General features: G+C 65.3%; 13 protein-coding genes and 1 pseudogene. 7 read left to right on the top strand and 7 right to left on the bottom strand.

Features of this window, described 5'->3' with window-relative positions; all coding sequences use genetic code 11:
- Positions 1-144 precede the first annotated feature (144 nt).
- From otsB to IEX50_RS11760, 3 genes are read left to right on the top strand one after another with little or no spacing between them, the layout of a single operon-like run.
- On the top strand, positions 145-876 hold the full coding sequence (otsB, locus tag IEX50_RS11770) for a trehalose-phosphatase (protein ID WP_157176092.1): 732 nt from the start codon (positions 145-147) through the stop codon (positions 874-876).
- Complete coding sequence (locus tag IEX50_RS11765; protein WP_157176091.1) at positions 876-2,669, top strand: glycoside hydrolase family 15 protein; 1,794 nt, start codon at positions 876-878, stop codon at positions 2,667-2,669. Before otsB ends, IEX50_RS11765 begins: the two co-directional genes overlap by 1 nt.
- The gene (locus tag IEX50_RS11760; RefSeq protein WP_157176090.1) at positions 2,666-4,039 is read left to right on the top strand and encodes an alpha,alpha-trehalose-phosphate synthase (UDP-forming); all 1,374 of its coding nucleotides are present in this window, start codon (positions 2,666-2,668) and stop codon (positions 4,037-4,039) included. The genes IEX50_RS11765 and IEX50_RS11760 overlap by 4 nt, the downstream gene beginning before the upstream one ends.
- Before the next feature lie 88 nt (positions 4,040-4,127).
- Here the strand turns inward: IEX50_RS11760 and IEX50_RS11755 are convergent, their stop codons facing one another.
- Both IEX50_RS11755 and IEX50_RS11750 read right to left on the bottom strand, forming a co-directional pair.
- On the bottom strand, positions 4,128-5,528 hold the full coding sequence (locus IEX50_RS11755) for a sugar transferase (protein ID WP_229673939.1): 1,401 nt from the start codon (positions 5,526-5,528) through the stop codon (positions 4,128-4,130).
- 304 nt (positions 5,529-5,832) lie between these two features.
- The gene (locus IEX50_RS11750) at positions 5,833-6,522 is read right to left on the bottom strand and encodes a hypothetical protein (RefSeq protein WP_157176089.1); all 690 of its coding nucleotides are present in this window, start codon (positions 6,520-6,522) and stop codon (positions 5,833-5,835) included.
- 122 nt (positions 6,523-6,644) lie between these two features.
- On the opposite strand from IEX50_RS11750, the gene IEX50_RS11745 reads away from it, so the two are divergent.
- The 3 genes from IEX50_RS11745 to lepA all read left to right on the top strand — a co-directional run bounded on the left by IEX50_RS11745 (position 6,645) and on the right by lepA (position 10,060).
- Positions 6,645-7,286, top strand: coding sequence for a response regulator transcription factor (locus IEX50_RS11745; RefSeq protein ID WP_157176088.1), 642 nt, complete (start codon positions 6,645-6,647; stop codon positions 7,284-7,286).
- Positions 7,287-7,402: 116 nt separating this feature from the next.
- Positions 7,403-7,930 (top strand): glycine zipper 2TM domain-containing protein, encoded by a 528-nt coding sequence (locus IEX50_RS11740; RefSeq protein WP_157176087.1) that lies wholly within the window; start codon positions 7,403-7,405, stop codon positions 7,928-7,930.
- Positions 7,931-8,251: 321 nt separating this feature from the next.
- Positions 8,252-10,060: a translation elongation factor 4 gene (gene lepA / locus IEX50_RS11735; protein WP_157176086.1), complete on the top strand. Its 1,809-nt coding sequence runs from the start codon at positions 8,252-8,254 to the stop codon at positions 10,058-10,060.
- Positions 10,061-10,275: 215 nt separating this feature from the next.
- Here the strand turns inward: lepA and IEX50_RS11730 are convergent, their stop codons facing one another.
- From IEX50_RS11730 to IEX50_RS11715, 4 genes and pseudogenes are all read right to left on the bottom strand, one after another.
- Complete coding sequence (locus IEX50_RS11730; protein ID WP_188699469.1) at positions 10,276-10,605, bottom strand: hypothetical protein; 330 nt, start codon at positions 10,603-10,605, stop codon at positions 10,276-10,278.
- Positions 10,606-10,644: 39 nt separating this feature from the next.
- Positions 10,645-10,794 (bottom strand): hypothetical protein, encoded by a 150-nt coding sequence (locus IEX50_RS11725; RefSeq protein WP_184075218.1) that lies wholly within the window; start codon positions 10,792-10,794, stop codon positions 10,645-10,647.
- A 128-nt stretch (positions 10,795-10,922) separates the two neighbouring features.
- Positions 10,923-11,978, bottom strand: coding sequence for a ribonucleotide-diphosphate reductase subunit beta (locus tag IEX50_RS11720; protein WP_157176085.1), 1,056 nt, complete (start codon positions 11,976-11,978; stop codon positions 10,923-10,925).
- Positions 11,979-12,040: 62 nt separating this feature from the next.
- Positions 12,041-13,852 (bottom strand): annotated as a pseudogene (locus IEX50_RS11715) (ribonucleoside-diphosphate reductase subunit alpha); the annotation flags it as partial.
- 711 nt (positions 13,853-14,563) lie between these two features.
- On the opposite strand from IEX50_RS11715, the gene IEX50_RS11710 reads away from it, so the two are divergent.
- Entirely contained in the window at positions 14,564-16,081 is a 1,518-nt protein-coding gene (locus tag IEX50_RS11710) for a fumarate hydratase (RefSeq protein WP_157176194.1), read from the top strand.
- A gap of 30 nt (positions 16,082-16,111) precedes the next feature.
- On the opposite strand, the gene IEX50_RS11705 is transcribed toward IEX50_RS11710, so the two are convergent.
- The gene (locus IEX50_RS11705) at positions 16,112-16,738 is read right to left on the bottom strand and encodes an outer membrane protein (protein ID WP_157176083.1); all 627 of its coding nucleotides are present in this window, start codon (positions 16,736-16,738) and stop codon (positions 16,112-16,114) included.
- Positions 16,739-16,811: the final 73 nt, after the last annotated feature.

The raw sequence follows: 16,811 nt of genomic DNA, 5'->3' as shown, positions 1-16,811 counted from the left end.
GGCTGCGCTCGACGGGTCCCTCGACCCTGCTCGGGACAGGCGGTTTCTGGGCTGATTGCTCCGGTCGTCGCGGTTAAGACGACCTCCGTCCAGATTTTGCTGCACTGCAACGGAACAATCCGCGATGCCAGCGTTCCTCCTCCCATGAACGAAGCGCTTCCTCCGCCGCCCGCCGACCTGATCGACGGGGCCAGCCTGTATCTCGATTTCGACGGGACGCTGGTGGAGATCGCCGAGACGCCCGACGGGGTCGTGGTGGAGCCACTGGTGCCGGACCTGGTTGCCGCGCTGACCGTGCGGCTGGGCGGGCGGCTGGCGCTGATCAGCGGGCGGGCGATCGACGGGTTGGCGGCGATGGTGCCGGTGCCGGGCCTGCCGATCAGCGGGAGCCACGGGGTCGAGACGCGCTGGGCCGATGGGCGGCGCGACGGGCCGGACCGGGCGGAGGGCTTGGACGCCGCGATCGCGGAGATGACGGCGTTTGCCGGCGGGCGACAGGGTGTGCTGGTGGAGGAGAAGCCATTCGGCGTGGCGCTGCATTATCGCGGCGATCCGGAAGCGAAGACCGATGCGCACGCGCTGGTGGCGGGGCTGGCCGAGCGGACCGGGCTCGACGTGCAGACCGGCAAGATGGTCGTCGAACTGCGACCCGCCGGCGTGGATAAAGGGCATGCGCTCCGCCGACTGCATGCCGCGAACCCCTTTGCCGGGCACGATCCGATCTTCGTGGGCGACGACGATACGGATGAGGCCGCGTTCGTGGCGGCGACGGCGCTGGGCGGATGCGGTATATTGGTGGGGCCGGCGCGGGCGACCGCGGCGCGGTACCGGCTGGACGACGTGACGGCGGTCCGCCGCTGGCTGAAGGGAGCATGATGACCGAACCGAAGACGAACTTGGACCTGTGGCCGATCGGCAATTGCCAGGTGTCCGCCCTGATCGACGATCGCGGGCGGTTCGTGTGGGGATGCGTGCCGCGGGTCGACGGCGATCCGCTGTTCAGCACGCTGATCGGCGGCGACGCGGCCGAACGCGGCTTCTGGGCGATCGACCTGGAAGGCGTCGTGAAGACCAGCCAGGAATATATCCGCAATACGCCGGTGCTGGTGACGCGGCACGAGGATGCGGACGGCAACGCGATCGAGGTCGTCGATTTCTGCCCGCGGTTCGAACAGGTCGGCCGGACCTATCGCCCGGTGGCCTATGCGCGCGTCGTGCGGCCGGTGGCGGGGGTGCCTCGGATCCGGATCTGCCTGCGCCCGACGCATGACTGGAGCACCGAGGCGGTCGAGACGACGAGCGGTTCGCATCATGTCCGCTATCTGCTCAACCCGCTGACGATGCGGCTGTCGACCACCGCGCCGGTCGGGCGGATCGGGGCGGAGACGGTGTTCCGGTGCGAGCGGCCGCTGCATTTCTTCCTGGGGCCGGACGAGAGCTTCTCCGGCGATATCGGCGCCACGGTCGATCAGATGCTCGACCGCACGATCGCCGAATGGCAGGGCTGGGTGCGCGGACTGGCAACGCCGGTCGAGTGGCAGGACGCGGTCATCCGCTCCGCCATCACGCTGAAGCTGTGCCAGCATGAGGAGACCGGCGCGATCGTCGCGGCGCTGACCACGTCGGTGCCCGAACATGCTGGGTCGGAACGCAACTGGGACTATCGCTACTGCTGGGTGCGCGACGCTTATTATACTGTGCAGGCGCTCAACCGGCTCGGCGCGCTCGACGTGCTCGAGGCGTATCTCGAATATCTCCGCAACATCGTCGGCGAGGCGGAGGGCGGTCATATCCAGCCGCTGTACGGCGTACTGGGCGAGGCGAAGCTTGAGGAGCGGTTCGCGCCCGGCCTGCCCGGCTATCGCGGGATGGGCCCGGTGCGGGTCGGCAACCAGGCTTACGAGCAGATCCAGCACGATGCATACGGCCAGATCGTGCTGTGCAACGTGCAGGCGTTCGTCGACCGGCGGCTGTTCCGGATGGCGGGCGTGGCCGATTTCCGCGCACTGGAAAAGGTGGGCGAACGCGCGTGGAAGTTCCACGATCAGCCCGACGCCGGCCTGTGGGAGCTGCGGACGCGGCAGTCGATTCATACCTACTCAGCCGCAATGTGCTGGGCCGCGTGTGACCGGCTGGCCAATGCCGCCGCTGCACTCGATCTGCACGATCGGTGCGTGTTCTGGCAGGACCGCGCCGACACGATCCGCACAACAATCATGGACTCCGCCTGGCGCGAGGACACTCAGCGGCTGTCGGCGACTTTCTCCGGCGACGATCTGGACGCGAGTCTGATTCAGCTGCTCGACCTGCGCTTCCTGCGGCCCGATGATCCGCGCTTCCTGTCGACGCTGAAGGCGGTCGAGGCGGGCTTGCGACGCGGCAGCCATATGCTGCGCTACGACAGCGAGGATGATTTCGGGCTGCCCGAGACTGCGTTCAACGTCTGCACCTTCTGGCTGATCGAGGCGCTGCATTTCACGGGCCGCGAGGCGGATGCCCGCGCGCTGTTCGACGAGATGCTGGCGCGTCGGACGGGGGCCGGACTGCTGTCCGAGGATATCGATCCGGTCAGCGGCGAGCTGTGGGGGAATTACCCGCAGACCTATTCGCTGGTCGGGCTGATCAACTGCGCCGTCCTGTTGTCGAAACCATGGAGTGCTGTGCGATGAGCCGGCTGGTCGTCATTTCGAACCGCGTCGCGGCCCCGACGGGGTCCCATTCCGGCGCGCAGGGTGGCCTGGCGGTCGCGTTGCAGGCTGCGTTGCTCGAACATGGCGGGGTGTGGTTCGGCTGGTCGGGCGAGCGGACGGACGAATATACCGGCGAGATAAACTATACCGAGGGCTTTGGCGTCACGACCGCCACGATCGACCTGGAGGACCAGGATATCGAAGAATACTATGACGGTTACGCCAATCGGACGCTGTGGCCGCTGTTCCATTACCGCATCGACCTGGCGGAATACGAACGGGGGTTCGCCGACGGGTATCAGCGCACGAACGAGCGGTTCGCGGACAGCGTCCGGCCGCTGATCGGCGAGGGAGACGCCGTCTGGATCCAGGATTATCACATGATCCCGCTGGGCCAGGAACTGCGCAAGCGGGGGGTGAAGAACCGGATGGGGTTCTTCCTGCATATCCCGTGGCCGCCGCGCCGCCTGCTGTCGACGTTGCCGCATGCCGCAGAACTGGCGACGACGCTGTTCGCCTATGACGTGGTCGGGTTCCACACGCGCGAATGGCTGGAAAGCTTCCAGGATTTCGCGACGAAGGAGCTGGGTGCGACGCTGGGCGAGGGCGGCGTACTGACGCTGGGCGACCGGACGGTGACGGCGATCGCCTGCCCGATCGGGATCGACACGACCGAGTTCGTCGAGGCATCGCGCGGCGTGAATGCGCGGCTGGCGTATCGCCGGATGCGCGACAGCGCGGACGGACGCGACATGATCGTGGGCGTCGACCGGCTGGACTACTCCAAGGGGCTTGAGGAGCGGTTCCTCGGCTACGAGCGGTTCCTGGAGGAGCATCCCGACCAGCGGAAGGAAGTGTTCCTGCTTCAGATCGCGCCGCCGAGCCGGGCGAGCGTCGAAAGCTATCGCAAGATCCGCAGCACGCTGGACGCGATGTCCGGGCGGATCAACGGGGCGTTCGCCGATACAGACTGGGTACCGATTCGGTATGTGAACCAGGGCTATCCGCGCGACGTGCTGGCCGGCATCTACCGCGCGGCGAAGATCGGGCTGGTTACCCCGCTGCGCGACGGGATGAACCTGGTGGCGAAGGAATATGTCGCCGCGCAGGACCCGGAGGACCCGGGCGTCCTGATTCTGTCGCGCTTCGCGGGGGCGGCGGAACAGCTGACCCAGGCGGTGCTGATCAACCCGTACAGCGCGGAGGAGATGGCCGACGCGATCTCTATGGCGCTGGCGATGCCGAAAGCCGAGCGGATCGAGCGGTGGCGCGCGCTGATGGACAATATCGAGCAGGAGGATGTGCTGTGGTGGCGCGACCGGTTCGCGGCCGCGCTGATGGCGGCTTGAGGAGCTGATGCGCGGCCGATCCGAACCAAACGGGTCGGTGGGGGACTGGGTAAGCTTCGGAGCTAGGCTTGATGGCAGTCTAGCGCGCTCAGAACGCGTTGCGGTGGACCAAAACCTTGAGCGTGGCGGCCAGGATGCGGATGTCGCGGGCGAGCGTCCAGCCGTTGAGATATTCGAGGTCGGCCTGGAGCCGGTTGACGAGGTCGATCCGTTCCAGCGTCGCGCCGCGGAAACCACGGACCTGGGCGAGGCCGGTGAGGCCGGGCTTGCTGGCGTGGCGATGCCAGTAGCGCTGGTCGACTTCCCAGAACAGCTGGTCGCCGGCGAGCGAGCCGAGCGCGTGCGGGCGCGGGCCGACGAAGCTCATGTCGCCTTTCAGGATGTTGAGCAACTGCGGCAGCTCGTCGATGCTGGTGCTGCGGATGATGCGGCCGACGCGGGTGATGCGATCGTCGTCGCGCGTGGCGGAGCGGGAGCCGGAATGGTCAAGCTGCGCGGTCTTCATGCTGCGGAACTTGTACATGTTGAACAGCCGGTTGCCTCGGCCGAGGCGTTGTTGGACGAACAGCACCGGGCCACCATCGTCCAGCTTGATCGCGATCGCGGTGGCGACGAGCACCGGCGTGATCGCGATCATGCCGAACACCGCCAGCGACAGGTCGAGCACGCGTTTGAGCACGCGGTTCGGCAGGCTGAGCGCGCCGGCGGACACAACCAAAGTCCCCGCCCCGGCATAGTAGCCGGTCCCCAGCGCGCCGAGCCGGGCGATCTCCGGATCGATGATCTCACCCAGAATGTTCGCACCCTTCAGCGCCATCGCCCAAGCCAAGCGGCGATCCTCCGCACAGGCCACGACGACGCGATCGGCATTTTCGAGGAAGCGACCGAGCCGGTCGAGCATCAGCGGATCACGCGCATCGGGGACCAGGCCGGCCGCGGCAGCATCGACCAGCAGGACGCCGGGTTCGGCCGCCGCATCCGCCCCGTCGTTGATCAGGACGATGCTGAGCGGCGAGGCGCCGTACACGCGGCGCGCCAGCCGATCGTAGAGCAGCCGTCCGGCGATGAGCGTTGCCATCGACAGCATGATGCCGATGCTGAACCCGACCCGAGAATAGTTGGCCGCGACGCGCAGGTAGAAGACGAGTACCGCAACCGCCGCGATCGCGATGGCAAACGCACTGAGCGCCCGACCGATGCCGTAGCGGCGCTGGACCAGCGCATCGAGCGAATAGGCACCGTTGTTGATCGCGATTGCCAGAAAGATCGGCACCACGATCTTCATCAGGTAGAAGCCCTGCGGGGCGAACGGCGCATCGAAGCGCAGCAGGTTCGCGAGCACGAACCCGATGAGGATCGCGCCGAAATCGAACCCGATCATGCCGATCATCAACTGAACGCGCAGCCGTTCCTTGCGGCGCGGCATTAGCGGGCGGAGATAGCCGCCCCACTCGACGTTCGACGGCGATCCGGTGGACTGATGTCCCATCTCAGATGGTCCATATCAATTGAGGTGCGCGCGCGAACGCCCGCATGATGCGCAGTGCGGCGGGCATAACCCTGTCTGTCCTGCGTGTCATGCGATCATCATCCGTTCAGGCGTCCGGGCGCTGTGGTCGGCCGCGTAAAAGCGCGGCGTTCACAAACGCCCCGGACCATTACACCCGCTCGTCGGGAGATGGGTAGCGCGGACGACGAAAATGGCAATATGAAAGCCGCAGGACGAGCGGCAATTGCGATCCGTCACGCGCTTCCCGCGACCAGAACGCATGAAAGGCCGGGTTACCGTAGCGTCACATCACGGTTCGACGGTCGAGCAGGAGGGTCAGGACGGTATGCGCGATCCGGGTTTCGGCCCAGGCGGCGGACAGGTGCGCCGGTCCGTCGCGTTCCACCTGTTGCCACGCATCAGCGAGCAGCGGAAAGTCCAGCGTGCCGCCTAGGCCGGCGATCCGGTGCGCGACCCCGGCTATCGTTGTCCCTTCGCCGATCGCGCACGGATCCGCCGCGGCGAGCAGCGCGCCGAGCCTGTTGCGGAAATCGCCCATCAAGGACGCGACTCCGACCGCGCCGAACATCGGGGACAGTCGCGCGATCGGATCGAGCGGCGCCGTGCCGGATCGCGACGTCGCGGCGATCCGGGCACGCAGGACGTCGTCCGTCGGCAGTGCCGTGTCGGCGCCGAGCAGGACGATGGGGACTAGCCCGCGGGGCGGCGGCAGGCGGGCGATCCGCGCGGCCAGCGCGGCCGCCTCGCCATCCGGCAGCGCGCCGAGCAGGAGGAGCGCGAAATCTTGCGTCTGCGCCCGGGCGACCAGCGTTGCGGCGTCTGTCGCGGTGGTAACCGTCCATCCCCGACCGGTGAGGGCGACCGCGGCATGTTCGGCAGTCGAGGCCGCGCCGATGGCCAGCAGGACGGAATGGTTAGTCCGTAATAGTGTCGTGCCTAAGCCACCCTTTTTGTCGTTTCCTAGCAGGGGCACTGGTCCTAGACCTTTGTCTAAAAGATTGGCGGTCGACAGCGGGCTTGGTTTCCGCGACTGTTACAGTTGTTGCGCTACCATTTCGTTTCCCAGTGAATGGCAATAAAGGATATCGTATTCGCGTGGCGACAGCACGTATTATCATCGCAGACGATCATCCTTTGATCGGTGATGCGCTGCGGCTCGCTTTGTCGGCGCGGTATCCAGACCATCGGGTCGATATCGTCAGCAGCGTGGCGGCGGCCGAAGCAACCTGCCGGGATGCGAAGGGGATACGGCTGGTCCTGCTGGACTACCGTCTGCCGGACAGCGACGGCTATTCGGGCTTCTTCCGCCTGCAATATCTCCTCGGCGACGTGCCGATCGCGATCATCTCCGGCTTCGGCGATCCGCAGATCGTCGAGGCGGCACGCGTGCTGGGCGCTCGCGGTTTCCTGTCCAAGACCCAGCCGCTCGACGTGCTGGCCGACATGGTCGAACGCATGTTGCGCGGTGAACGGGTGTTTCCGCCGCCGACCCGGTCCGCGCACGAGATCGAAGCGGCGCGCGAACGTCTTGAAACATTGTCCTCGGCGCAGCGACGCGTTCTGCTGGCGCTGGCGCGCGGGCATCTGAACAAGCAGATCGCGCAGGAACTCGACGTGTCGGAGGCGACGATCAAGGCGCATCTCACCGCGATCTTCCGCAAGCTGGGCGTGCTGAACCGGACGCAGGCGGTGCTGTCGATCCAGCCGCTGCTCCGCACCATGGATCATGCCGGCTGACGCATCCGTAGCCGCATGGTGCCACGATGAACGGCGTGTAGTTTGCCGTTCACGCAACCGTTTCGCGCATTGCCTGTTCTGCTCACCACAATCTGAATCAAGCAGGAGAGACCCACATGCGCAAGTTCATCGTCGCCGCCACGCTGGCCGCCATCGCCGTGCCCGCCATCCCCGTGATGGCGCAGAGCCGCGAATATCGCGAGGATATCCGCGATGCCCGCCAGGAGCGCCGCGAGGACCTGCGCAATGCGGACAGCGGCAAGGACGTGCGCCGCGCGAACAAGGAGTATCGCCAGGACGTGCGCCAGGCGAACAAGGAAGAGTGGCGCGAGGGTCGCCGCTACGACTATAACCGTCCGCCGCAGGGTGGCCGTTATTACGCCGACCGCTATTACCGCTCGGGCAACCAGTATCAGGCGCGCCGGCTGAACAGCAACGACCGGGTGTATCGTGGGCAGAACGGCAACTATTACTGCCGTCGCAACGACGGCACGACCGGTCTGCTGATCGGTGCACTTGGTGGCGGCGTGCTCGGCAACCTGATCGCGCCGGGTGGTTCGAACACGCTTGGCACTTTGCTGGGTGCCGGTGGTGGTGCCTTGGTGGGTCGCGGGATCGACCGGAATAATGTTCAGTGCCGCTGAGCGGCTGAGCGCCACGGGAACAGCGGCGCTGTTCCCGAGAGCACGAAGCGCGGCCGGCGGGCTTTAGCCCGACCGACGGCACGGGCTTTGCCCGGGACCCCTTCCTTCCTTCTCACGGTTTCGACCGGGGATTGGTCGGAAGGGGTTTCTTTTCATGCTCAAGTCCACCCCGAGCCACACCCCCTCTCCCAACCCTCTCCCCGTGGGGGAGGGGGCTTTCTTGTCCCACCCAGCCCCTGCGCTCCGCCTAGCCTTTGCCCCCCGCGCGCCCACCTGCTATCGCGACGGAAACCCAATACTCCCGCCCAAGATCGGCCCCGCGTGACCCCACTTTCCTCGATCCGCAATTTTTCGATCATCGCGCATATCGACCATGGCAAGTCGACGCTGGCCGATCGGTTGATCCAGCGCACGGGCGGCCTGCAGGACCGCGAGATGACCGCGCAGGTGCTCGACAATATGGAGATCGAGAAGGAGCGCGGGATCACGATCAAGGCGCAGACCGTGCGGCTCGACTACACCGCCAAGGACGGCAAGGCCTATGTGCTGAACCTGATGGATACGCCGGGCCATGTCGATTTCGCCTATGAGGTGAGCCGGTCGCTGGCGGCGTGCGAGGGCGCGTTGCTGGTGGTGGACGCAGCACAGGGCGTCGAGGCGCAGACGCTGGCCAACGTGTACCAGTCGATCGAGCATGATCACGAGATCATCCCGGTCATCAACAAGATCGACCTGCCCGCCGCGGAGCCCGAAAAGGTGAAGGCGGAGATCGAGGACCTGATCGGCCTGTCGACCGAGCACGCCGTGCTGGCGTCGGCGAAGGCGGGGATCGGCATCGACGAGATCCTGGAAGCGATCGTCGCGCACATCCCGCCACCGAAGGGCGATGCCGCGGCTCCGCTGAAGGCGATGCTGGTCGACAGCTGGTACGATCCGTATCTCGGCGTCGTGATTCTGGTCCGCGTGATCGACGGGGTCCTGAAGAAGGGTCAGCAGATCAAGTTCATGGAGGCGGGCACCGTCCACCTGGTCGACCGGGTCGGCGCGTTCCGGCCTAAGATCGACGTGTTGGCCGAGCTTGGGCCGGGCGAGATCGGCTTCATCACCGCGCAGATCAAGGAAGTGGCGCAGACCGCGGTCGGCGACACGATCACCGATGCGAAGCGCCCGACGGCGGAGGCATTGCCGGGGTTCAAGCTGGTTCAGCCGGTGGTGTTCTGCGGGCTGTTCCCGATCGACGCGAACGATTTCGAGAAGCTGCGCGACAGCCTGTACAAGCTGCGGCTGAACGATGCGTCCTTCTCGTTCGAGATGGAAACGTCGGCGGCACTGGGCTTCGGCTTCCGCTGCGGGTTCCTGGGGCTGCTGCATCTGGAGATCATCCAGGAGCGGCTGACGCGCGAGTATGACCTCGACCTGATCACGACGGCGCCGTCGGTGGTGTATCATATCAATCTGGCGCACGGCGAGGGCATGACCGAGCTGCACAACCCGGCCGACATGCCCGATCCGATGAAGATCGACACCATTGAGGAGCCGTGGATCGAAGCTACCATCTACGTGCCCGACGAACATCTTGGGTCGATCCTGAAGCTGTGCCAGGACCGGCGCGGGATCCAGAAGAACCTGACCTACGTCTCGGGCCGGGCGCAGCTGACCTACGAACTGCCGCTGAACGAGGTCGTGTTCGACTTCTACGATCGGTTGAAGAGCATCAGCCGCGGCTATGCGTCGTTCGACTATCACCAGATCGGCTACCGCGAGGGCGACCTGGTCAAGATGAACGTGCTGGTGAACAACGAACCGGTCGATGCGCTGTCGATGATCGTGCACCGGTCCGCGGCGGAAACGCGCGGCCGTCATATGGTCGAACGGCTGAAGGACCTGATTCCGCGGCACATGTTCAAGGTGCCGATCCAGGCGGCGATCGGCGGCAAGGTGATCGCGCGCGAGACGATCGCGGCGCTGCGCAAAGACGTCACCGCGAAATGCTATGGCGGCGATGCGAGCCGGAAGAAGAAGCTGCTGGAGAAGCAGAAGGAAGGCAAGAAGCGGATGCGGGAGTACGGCAATGTGTCGATCCCGCAGGAGGCGTTTATTGCGGCGCTGCGGATGGGGGATGAAGGCTAAGCGCCACGGGAACAGCGGAGCTGTTCCCGAGAGCGCGAAGCCCGGCCGGCGGGCGCTGAGCCCGACCGACGACGTGGGCTTTGCCCACGGCCTCTTCTGGTTCGGTCCGGGCGCGAGGGCTTTTCTAGCCTAAGCCCCTCTCCCCAACCCTCCCCCCGGAGGGGGGAGGGGGCTTGGTTTCGTTCGCGATGGCGGGGTATTTCCCCACCCAACACTCAGTCGCGCTTGCCCTTGCCGAAGGGGATGCGCAGCGTGACTTTGGCGGCCTGACCGGTGAAACCGCTGATGTTGCTCTGTGCCGCGTTCACGGAACCGCTACCGCCGCCCGGCAGGCGGAGCGTAGTGGGGTTTGCCGGTTCCGGCGTCTGGTCGGGGAGTGAGGACAACCGCTGGCTGGGACCCCGCCGCGCGCACACCGTGATGTCCGTGGCCGACGGCGTCACCGAGCAGGCAGGGCGCGTGGGGCGAGGCGCAGGCGCACGTAGTGCCGCTGGCACAGGTGGGCCGAACGCCTGCTGGATCAGAAGAAGATAGGGCAGGACCACGGCTGGAGGATCACTGCGCGCCGTGTCCGCGTCAAGCGATCAGTAACCGCGCTTCTTGGCCTTGTAGTAGGCGTAGCCCGCACCCGCTGCGGCCCCCAGGATCGGGCCGATGAACGGCACGGGGATCGCGATGACCGCGCCGAGTGCTGCCGATTTCGCCATGCTCTTGCCGAGGGTCTTGTCTGCCATGTGAAAGTCCTTTGTTCATGGTCCGCCAAGGTGCGGGGTCGAACATAGGAACGACCGGCCGGCAGCGAGGGTCCGTCGCGTCGCGGGGTTTGTTGTCGCCCCCTCCGACAAGAGGGGGCGACCAGGCCTTACTCGGCCGCGATGCCGGCGTGGCCGAACATGTCGGCGACCGCGATGTCCTCGTTCGCAACCGGGGCGGCGGCACCGGCGACCTTGCGGCGGTCGAACGAGTCCCACACGTCGTTCCACTGGCCGCGGGTGGCGGCCTTGGAATATTCCGTCGCGCGCGCTTCGAAGAAGTTCGCATGCTCGACGCCGTTCAGCAGCGGGGCTAGCCAGGGGAGGGGATGCTCCTCGATCAGGTAGATCGGCTTCATGCCGAGCTGCCCGAGCCGCCAGTCGGCGATGTAGCGGATATACTTCTTGATATCCTTGGCCTTCATGCCCTCGACCGGGCCCATTTCGAAGACGAGGTCGATGAACGCGTCCTCGATCCGGACGGTCTTCTGGCACATGTCCATGATGTCGTCGCGGACTGCCGGCGTCAGGCACTGGCGTTCGTGGCAGAAGGCGTGGAACAGCTTGATGATGCCTTCGCAGTGCAGGCTTTCGTCGCGGACCGACCAAGTGACGATCTGACCCATGCCCTTCATCTTGTTGAAGCGCGGGAAGTTCATCAGCATCGCGAACGACGCGAACAGCTGGAGCCCCTCGGTGAAGCCGCCGAACATCGCCAGCGTGCGGGCGATATCCTCGTCGCTGTCGACGCCGAACGTGTCGAGATAGTCGACCTTGTCCTTCATCTCCTTGTACTGGAGGAAGGCGTTATAGTCGCTTTCGGGCATGCCGATCGTGTCGAGCAGATGGCTGTAGGCGGCGATGTGGACCGTCTCCATGTTGCTGAACGCGGTCAGCATCATCTTGATCTCGGTCGGCTTGAACACGCGACCGTACTTCTCATGGTAGCAATCCTGCACCTCGATGTCGGCCTGCGTGAAGAAGCGGAAGATCTGCGTCAGCAGGTTGCGCTCGTGATCGCTGAGCTTCTGTGCCCAATCGCGGCAATCCTCGCCGAGCGGCACTTCTTCGGGCAGCCAGTGAAGCTGCTGCTGGCGCTTCCAGAAATCGAACGCCCAGGGGTACTCGAAAGGCTTGTAGACGCGGGAGGCGGAGAGGAGCGACATGGCGGTTCTTTCTGATGTGCGAACGGACGGATTAGACGGGCTTCAACTCACGGATTGCCGGATTATTGGCAGGCGAGGCACTCGTCATAGTCCTTGGCGTCCAGTTCGATCTGGCGAAGGTCGATGCTGTTGTCGGCTTCCACCCCACCGGCGAACCCGGCGCGCTGGATGCTCTTGGAACGGAGATAATAGAGCGACTTGATGCCCAGTTCCCAGGCACGGAAGTGGAGCATGAGCAGATCCCATTTTTCCACGTCGGCCGGGATGAACAGGTTCAGGCTGGTCGCCTGGTCGATATAGGGCGTCCGGTCGGCAGCGAGTTCGAGCAGCCAGCGCTGGTCGATCTCGAAGCTGGTCTTGAACGTGTCCTTTTCCTCAGGCGTGAGGAAATCGAGATGCTGGACCGAGCCGCCCAGTTCCAGGATGCTGTTCCACACCGCGTCGCTGTTCTTGGACTTGGTGGCGAGCAGCTTCTCGAGATACGGGTTCTTGATCGACCAGGAGCCCGACAGCGTCTTGTGCGTGTAGATGTTGGCCGGGATCGGTTCGATGCACGCGCTGGTGCCGCCGCAGATGATGCTGATCGACGCGGTGGGCGCGATCGCCATCTTGCAGGAAAAACGCGCCATCACGCCCTGGTCGGCGGCATCGGGGCAGGCACCGCGTTCGATCGCGAGCTGCATCGACGCTTCGTCGGCCTGTGCGGAGATCTGCTTGAACATCCGCATGTTCCAGCTCTTCGCCATCGCGCCTTCGAACGGCACGCCGCGCGCCTGGAGGAAGCTGTGGAAGCCCATGACGCCGAGGCCGACCGAACGCTCACGCTCCGCTGAGTAGCGCGCGCGCTCCATCTCGGGCTCGGCACGGTCGATATAGTCCTGCAGCACGTTGTCGAGGAAGCGCAGCACGTCCTCTACGAACCGCTTGTCGCCATTCCACTCGTCCCACTTTTCCAGGTTGAGCGAGGAGAGGCAGCAGACCGCGGTGCGATCGCGGCCGAACTGGTCGCGCCCGGTGGGCAGCGTGATTTCGGAGCAGAGGTTCGAGGTCGAGACCTTCAGCCCGACGTCGCGCTGGAACTTGGGCATCGCGCGGTTCACCGTGTCAGCGAACACGATATAGGGCTCGCCGGTCTGGAGCCGCGTTTCGACGAGCTTCTGGAACAGCGAGCGGGCGTCGACCTCGGCGCGCTTGCTGCCGTCCTTCGGGCTGACGAGGTCGAAGCTGGAGCCCGACCGGACGGCCTCCATGAAGGCGTCGGTCAGCAGCACGCCGTGGTGCAGGTTGAGCGCCTTGCGGTTGAAATCGCCCGACGGTTTGCGGATTTCAAGGAATTCCTCGATCTCCGGATGGCTGACGTCGAGATAGCAGGCGGCAGAGCCACGGCGCAGCGAGCCCTGACTGATCGCGAGCGTAAGCGAGTCCATGACTCGCACGAACGGGATGATGCCGCTGGTCTTGCCGTTCAGCCCGACCGGTTCGCCGATGCCGCGGACATTGCCCCAATAGGTGCCGATGCCGCCGCCGCGCGACGCGAGCCAGACATTCTCGTTCCACGTCTCGACGATGCCCTCGAGGCTGTCGGGGACCGAGTTCAGGTAGCAGGAGATCGGCAGGCCGCGACCGGTGCCGCCGTTCGACAGCACGGGCGTCGACGGCATGAACCACAGGCGCGAGATATAGTCGTAGAGCCGCTGGGCGTGACCCGGAGTCTGTTCCTCGTCGTCTGCATATGCTGACGCAACCCGGGCAAACAAATCCTGGTAGCTCTCGCCAGGCAGTAGGTACCTGTCGTTAAGCGTCTCTTTTCCGAAATCAGTGAGGAGGTCGTCTCGACTGCGATCGATTATGATGGCGTGGCGGTGCGCATCTACTCGTTGGTTTTCAGGAACGGTATCGTTCACATGAACGACCGGTACCTCAGCGGCAACGCCGTCGAATGCAAAATCCATAACGCTTTCCCTAGATGTGTCCATCAAGTCACCCAAAAATCTGCTAGGCCACTATATATGGTGTCTAGCTTTGTTTAGGCACTATCGCTTGACGCTTACAACCCAGGGAACGTCGTCCGGTTCTGCTGGCACCGCGCGGCTCGGCAGAAAAGCGTTGTCAAGATGTCAAAAAATCTTTTTCCCACTACGATAGTCAGTCCACTCGTAGAGGGGCGCGCTCGGGGTCGTGACAGGTTTTGTGTGCGCTGCGTTTAACGGTGTGAGAGGCTGTTTGCTCGCAGGCAGCACCATCCATTCAGTGCCGCCATCGCATGTTGCAAACTTGACCGCGCGCTCGCCTGGCAAGACCGCGGGCTGGAACGGGTAAATCGGCCAACGCAATTTCATTATAACCCCACATATAGTATCTACAGAAGTTATCCACAGCACATATGGTGTGTCGTCCCGCCTCGTGAGTCCAGCGTTAACCGTGGGTGTTCTCCATCCGTTCGTCGCATTGGCGCTTTTGCGTCGGTTTCTTGGCGGATGACGCGGGAGACGATATGGGACCGTTATACGGTGCCGCCTTGCCGCCCGCGTCCGATGGTGCGGGACGCGGCGGCGGCGGTGCTGGACCACGCCAAGGAGCCGCACATGATCACCATCCGCGAAGCCGACCTGATCGAGAGCGTGGCCGATGCGCTGCAATATATCAGCTACTATCACCCGATGGATTATATCCGCGCGCTGGGCGATGCGTATGAGGCCGAGCAGGGCCTGGCGGCCAAGGACGCAATCGCGCAGATCCTGACCAACTCGCGGATGTGCGCGGAGGGGCACCGGCCGATCTGTCAGGATACGGGCATCGTCACGGTGTTCGTCAAATGGGGGCAGGATTGCCGGCTGGAAAGCGCGTCGTCGTTGCAGGCGGTGATCGACGAGGGCGTGCGGCGCGCCTACCTGCATCCAGAGAACCGGCTGCGCGCGTCGATCGTGGCGGACCCGGCCTTTTCGCGGAAGAACACCAAGGACAATACGCCGTCGGTGGTGAACGTCGAGATGGTGCCGGGCGCCACCGTCGAGGTCACGGTGGCGGCCAAGGGCGGTGGCTCCGAGAACAAGAGCAAGTTCGCGATGCTGAACCCGTCGGACAGCATCGTCGACTGGGTGCTGGAGATGATCCCGAAGATGGGCGCCGGCTGGTGCCCGCCGGGGATGCTGGGGATCGGCATCGGCGGGACCGCGGAAAAGGCGATGACGCTGGCCAAGGAATCGCTGATGGGCGACATCGACATGGCGACGCTGAAGCTGCGCGGGGCGCAAAACGAGACCGAGGCGATGCGGATCGAGATCTTCGACAAGGTCAACGCGCTGGGCATCGGCGCGCAGGGGCTGGGCGGACTGTCGACGATCCTGGACGTGAAGATCGAGAGCTGGCCGACGCATGCGGCATCTAAGCCAGTGGCGATGATCCCGAACTGTGCGGCGACGCGCCACGCGCATTTCACGCTGACCGGCGCGGGGCCGGTGTATCTGGAGACGCCGAACCTGGACGACTGGCCCAAGGTGGAATGGACGCCATCGAAGGAGTCGATCCGCGTCGATCTGGACACGCTGACCCCCGCGGTGGTGGCGACGTGGAAGCCGGGCGACCGGCTGCTGCTGAACGGCAAGATGCTGACCGGGCGCGACGCGGCGCACAAGCGGATCCAGGACATGCTGGCCAAGGGCGAGACACTGCCGGTCGAGTTCGCGGGCCGGGTGATCTATTATGTCGGGCCGGTCGATCCGATCGCGGGCGAGGTGGTCGGCCCGGCGGGTCCCACGACCGCGACGCGGATGGACAAGTTCACCGCGATGATGCTCGACCAGGGGCTGCTCGCCATGATCGGCAAGGCGGAGCGCGGCGTTGCGGCGATCGAGGTGATCCGCGAGCGCAAGTCCGCCTATCTGATGGCGGTCGGCGGTGCGGCCTATCTGGTGGCGCGCGCGATCAAGGGCGCCAAGGTCGTCGGCTTCGCGGATCTGGGCATGGAGGCGATCTACGAATTCGAGGTGCGCGACATGCCGGTGACGGTGGCGGTCGATGCGGAGGGGGTGAGCGTGCACCACACCGCGCCGCTGGTGTGGCGCGACAAGATCGCCCGGATGAAAGCGCTGGAGGGGGTTTGAGCGCCGGTCGGGGGTGACCGGCGTCCCGCACTACAGCCGAAAGTAGAGCCCGGCCATCACCCGCTCCAGATCGTAGCGCCCTTCGGTGGCCATGCGGCGATATTCGACGCGGGCACCGAGGAAGCGGCCGAAGGTGTAGCGCGCGCCGAGGCCGTAGATCAGGCCGTCGAGCGAGCGGCGGTCGTCCCCGGTGACGAGGCCGGTCGCGATGGTGGTGGTGGTGATGTCGACCTTTTCCGCGCCGTAGCCCGCGATGCCGTAGGCGGCGAGGCCGGGGATCGCGTTGATGCCGGCGCGCGCGGTGGCGGACCAGTTGGTGTCGGCGTCGCCCTGCGTCAGGATCGCGGCGGCACCGGTGCCGGAGGTGGCGCGGGTCTTCGCATCCGACTTGCCGACATTCCCCTCGACCGCGAGGTAGCCGAACGGCAGCGAGGGCAGCTCGACCCCGGCGAACGCGCCGTAGTCGAGCGACTTCTCGTCGTCGCCGAGCCGACCGGAGCCGGCGTAGTCGGTGGTGCCGCGCATGCCGCGGCCGGCCTCCACGCCGGCATAGACATGCGGCACGAACGGGATCGGCAGGCCCTGCGCGCCGGCGAGGCCGGGGACGGCGAGCGCGAACAGGGTCGTGGTGCGAAGCAGGGTGGCGAGGGCGGTCATGCGGCGATATCCTCCGGCTGGTTCCGTTCGCCTAGGGCAAGCGGCGGCGGTTGCGAACCATTTTGCGGCATGG

It is taken from the genome of Sphingomonas prati (assembly GCF_014643515.1).
In the GTDB taxonomy this organism is placed as follows: Bacteria; Pseudomonadota; Alphaproteobacteria; order Sphingomonadales; family Sphingomonadaceae; genus Sphingomonas_R; species Sphingomonas_R prati.
This window is presented reverse-complemented; position numbering and strand designations above follow the sequence as displayed.

Excerpts from the sequence above, each read along its gene's own strand:
- otsB (WP_157176092.1), top strand. The coding sequence starts at position 145 with ATGAACGAAGCGCTTCCTCCGCCGCCCGCCGACCTGATCGACGGGGCC.
- IEX50_RS11765 (WP_157176091.1), top strand. The coding sequence starts at position 876 with ATGACCGAACCGAAGACGAACTTGGACCTGTGGCCGATCGGCAATTGC.
- IEX50_RS11760 (WP_157176090.1), top strand. The coding sequence starts at position 2,666 with ATGAGCCGGCTGGTCGTCATTTCGAACCGCGTCGCGGCCCCGACGGGG.
- IEX50_RS11755 (WP_229673939.1), bottom strand. The coding sequence starts at position 5,528 with ATGGGACATCAGTCCACCGGATCGCCGTCGAACGTCGAGTGGGGCGGC.
- IEX50_RS11740 (WP_157176087.1), top strand. The coding sequence starts at position 7,403 with ATGCGCAAGTTCATCGTCGCCGCCACGCTGGCCGCCATCGCCGTGCCC.
- IEX50_RS11725 (WP_184075218.1), bottom strand. The coding sequence starts at position 10,794 with ATGGCAGACAAGACCCTCGGCAAGAGCATGGCGAAATCGGCAGCACTC.
- IEX50_RS11720 (WP_157176085.1), bottom strand. The coding sequence starts at position 11,978 with ATGTCGCTCCTCTCCGCCTCCCGCGTCTACAAGCCTTTCGAGTACCCC.
- IEX50_RS11710 (WP_157176194.1), top strand. The coding sequence starts at position 14,564 with ATGATCACCATCCGCGAAGCCGACCTGATCGAGAGCGTGGCCGATGCG.
- IEX50_RS11705 (WP_157176083.1), bottom strand. The coding sequence starts at position 16,738 with ATGACCGCCCTCGCCACCCTGCTTCGCACCACGACCCTGTTCGCGCTC.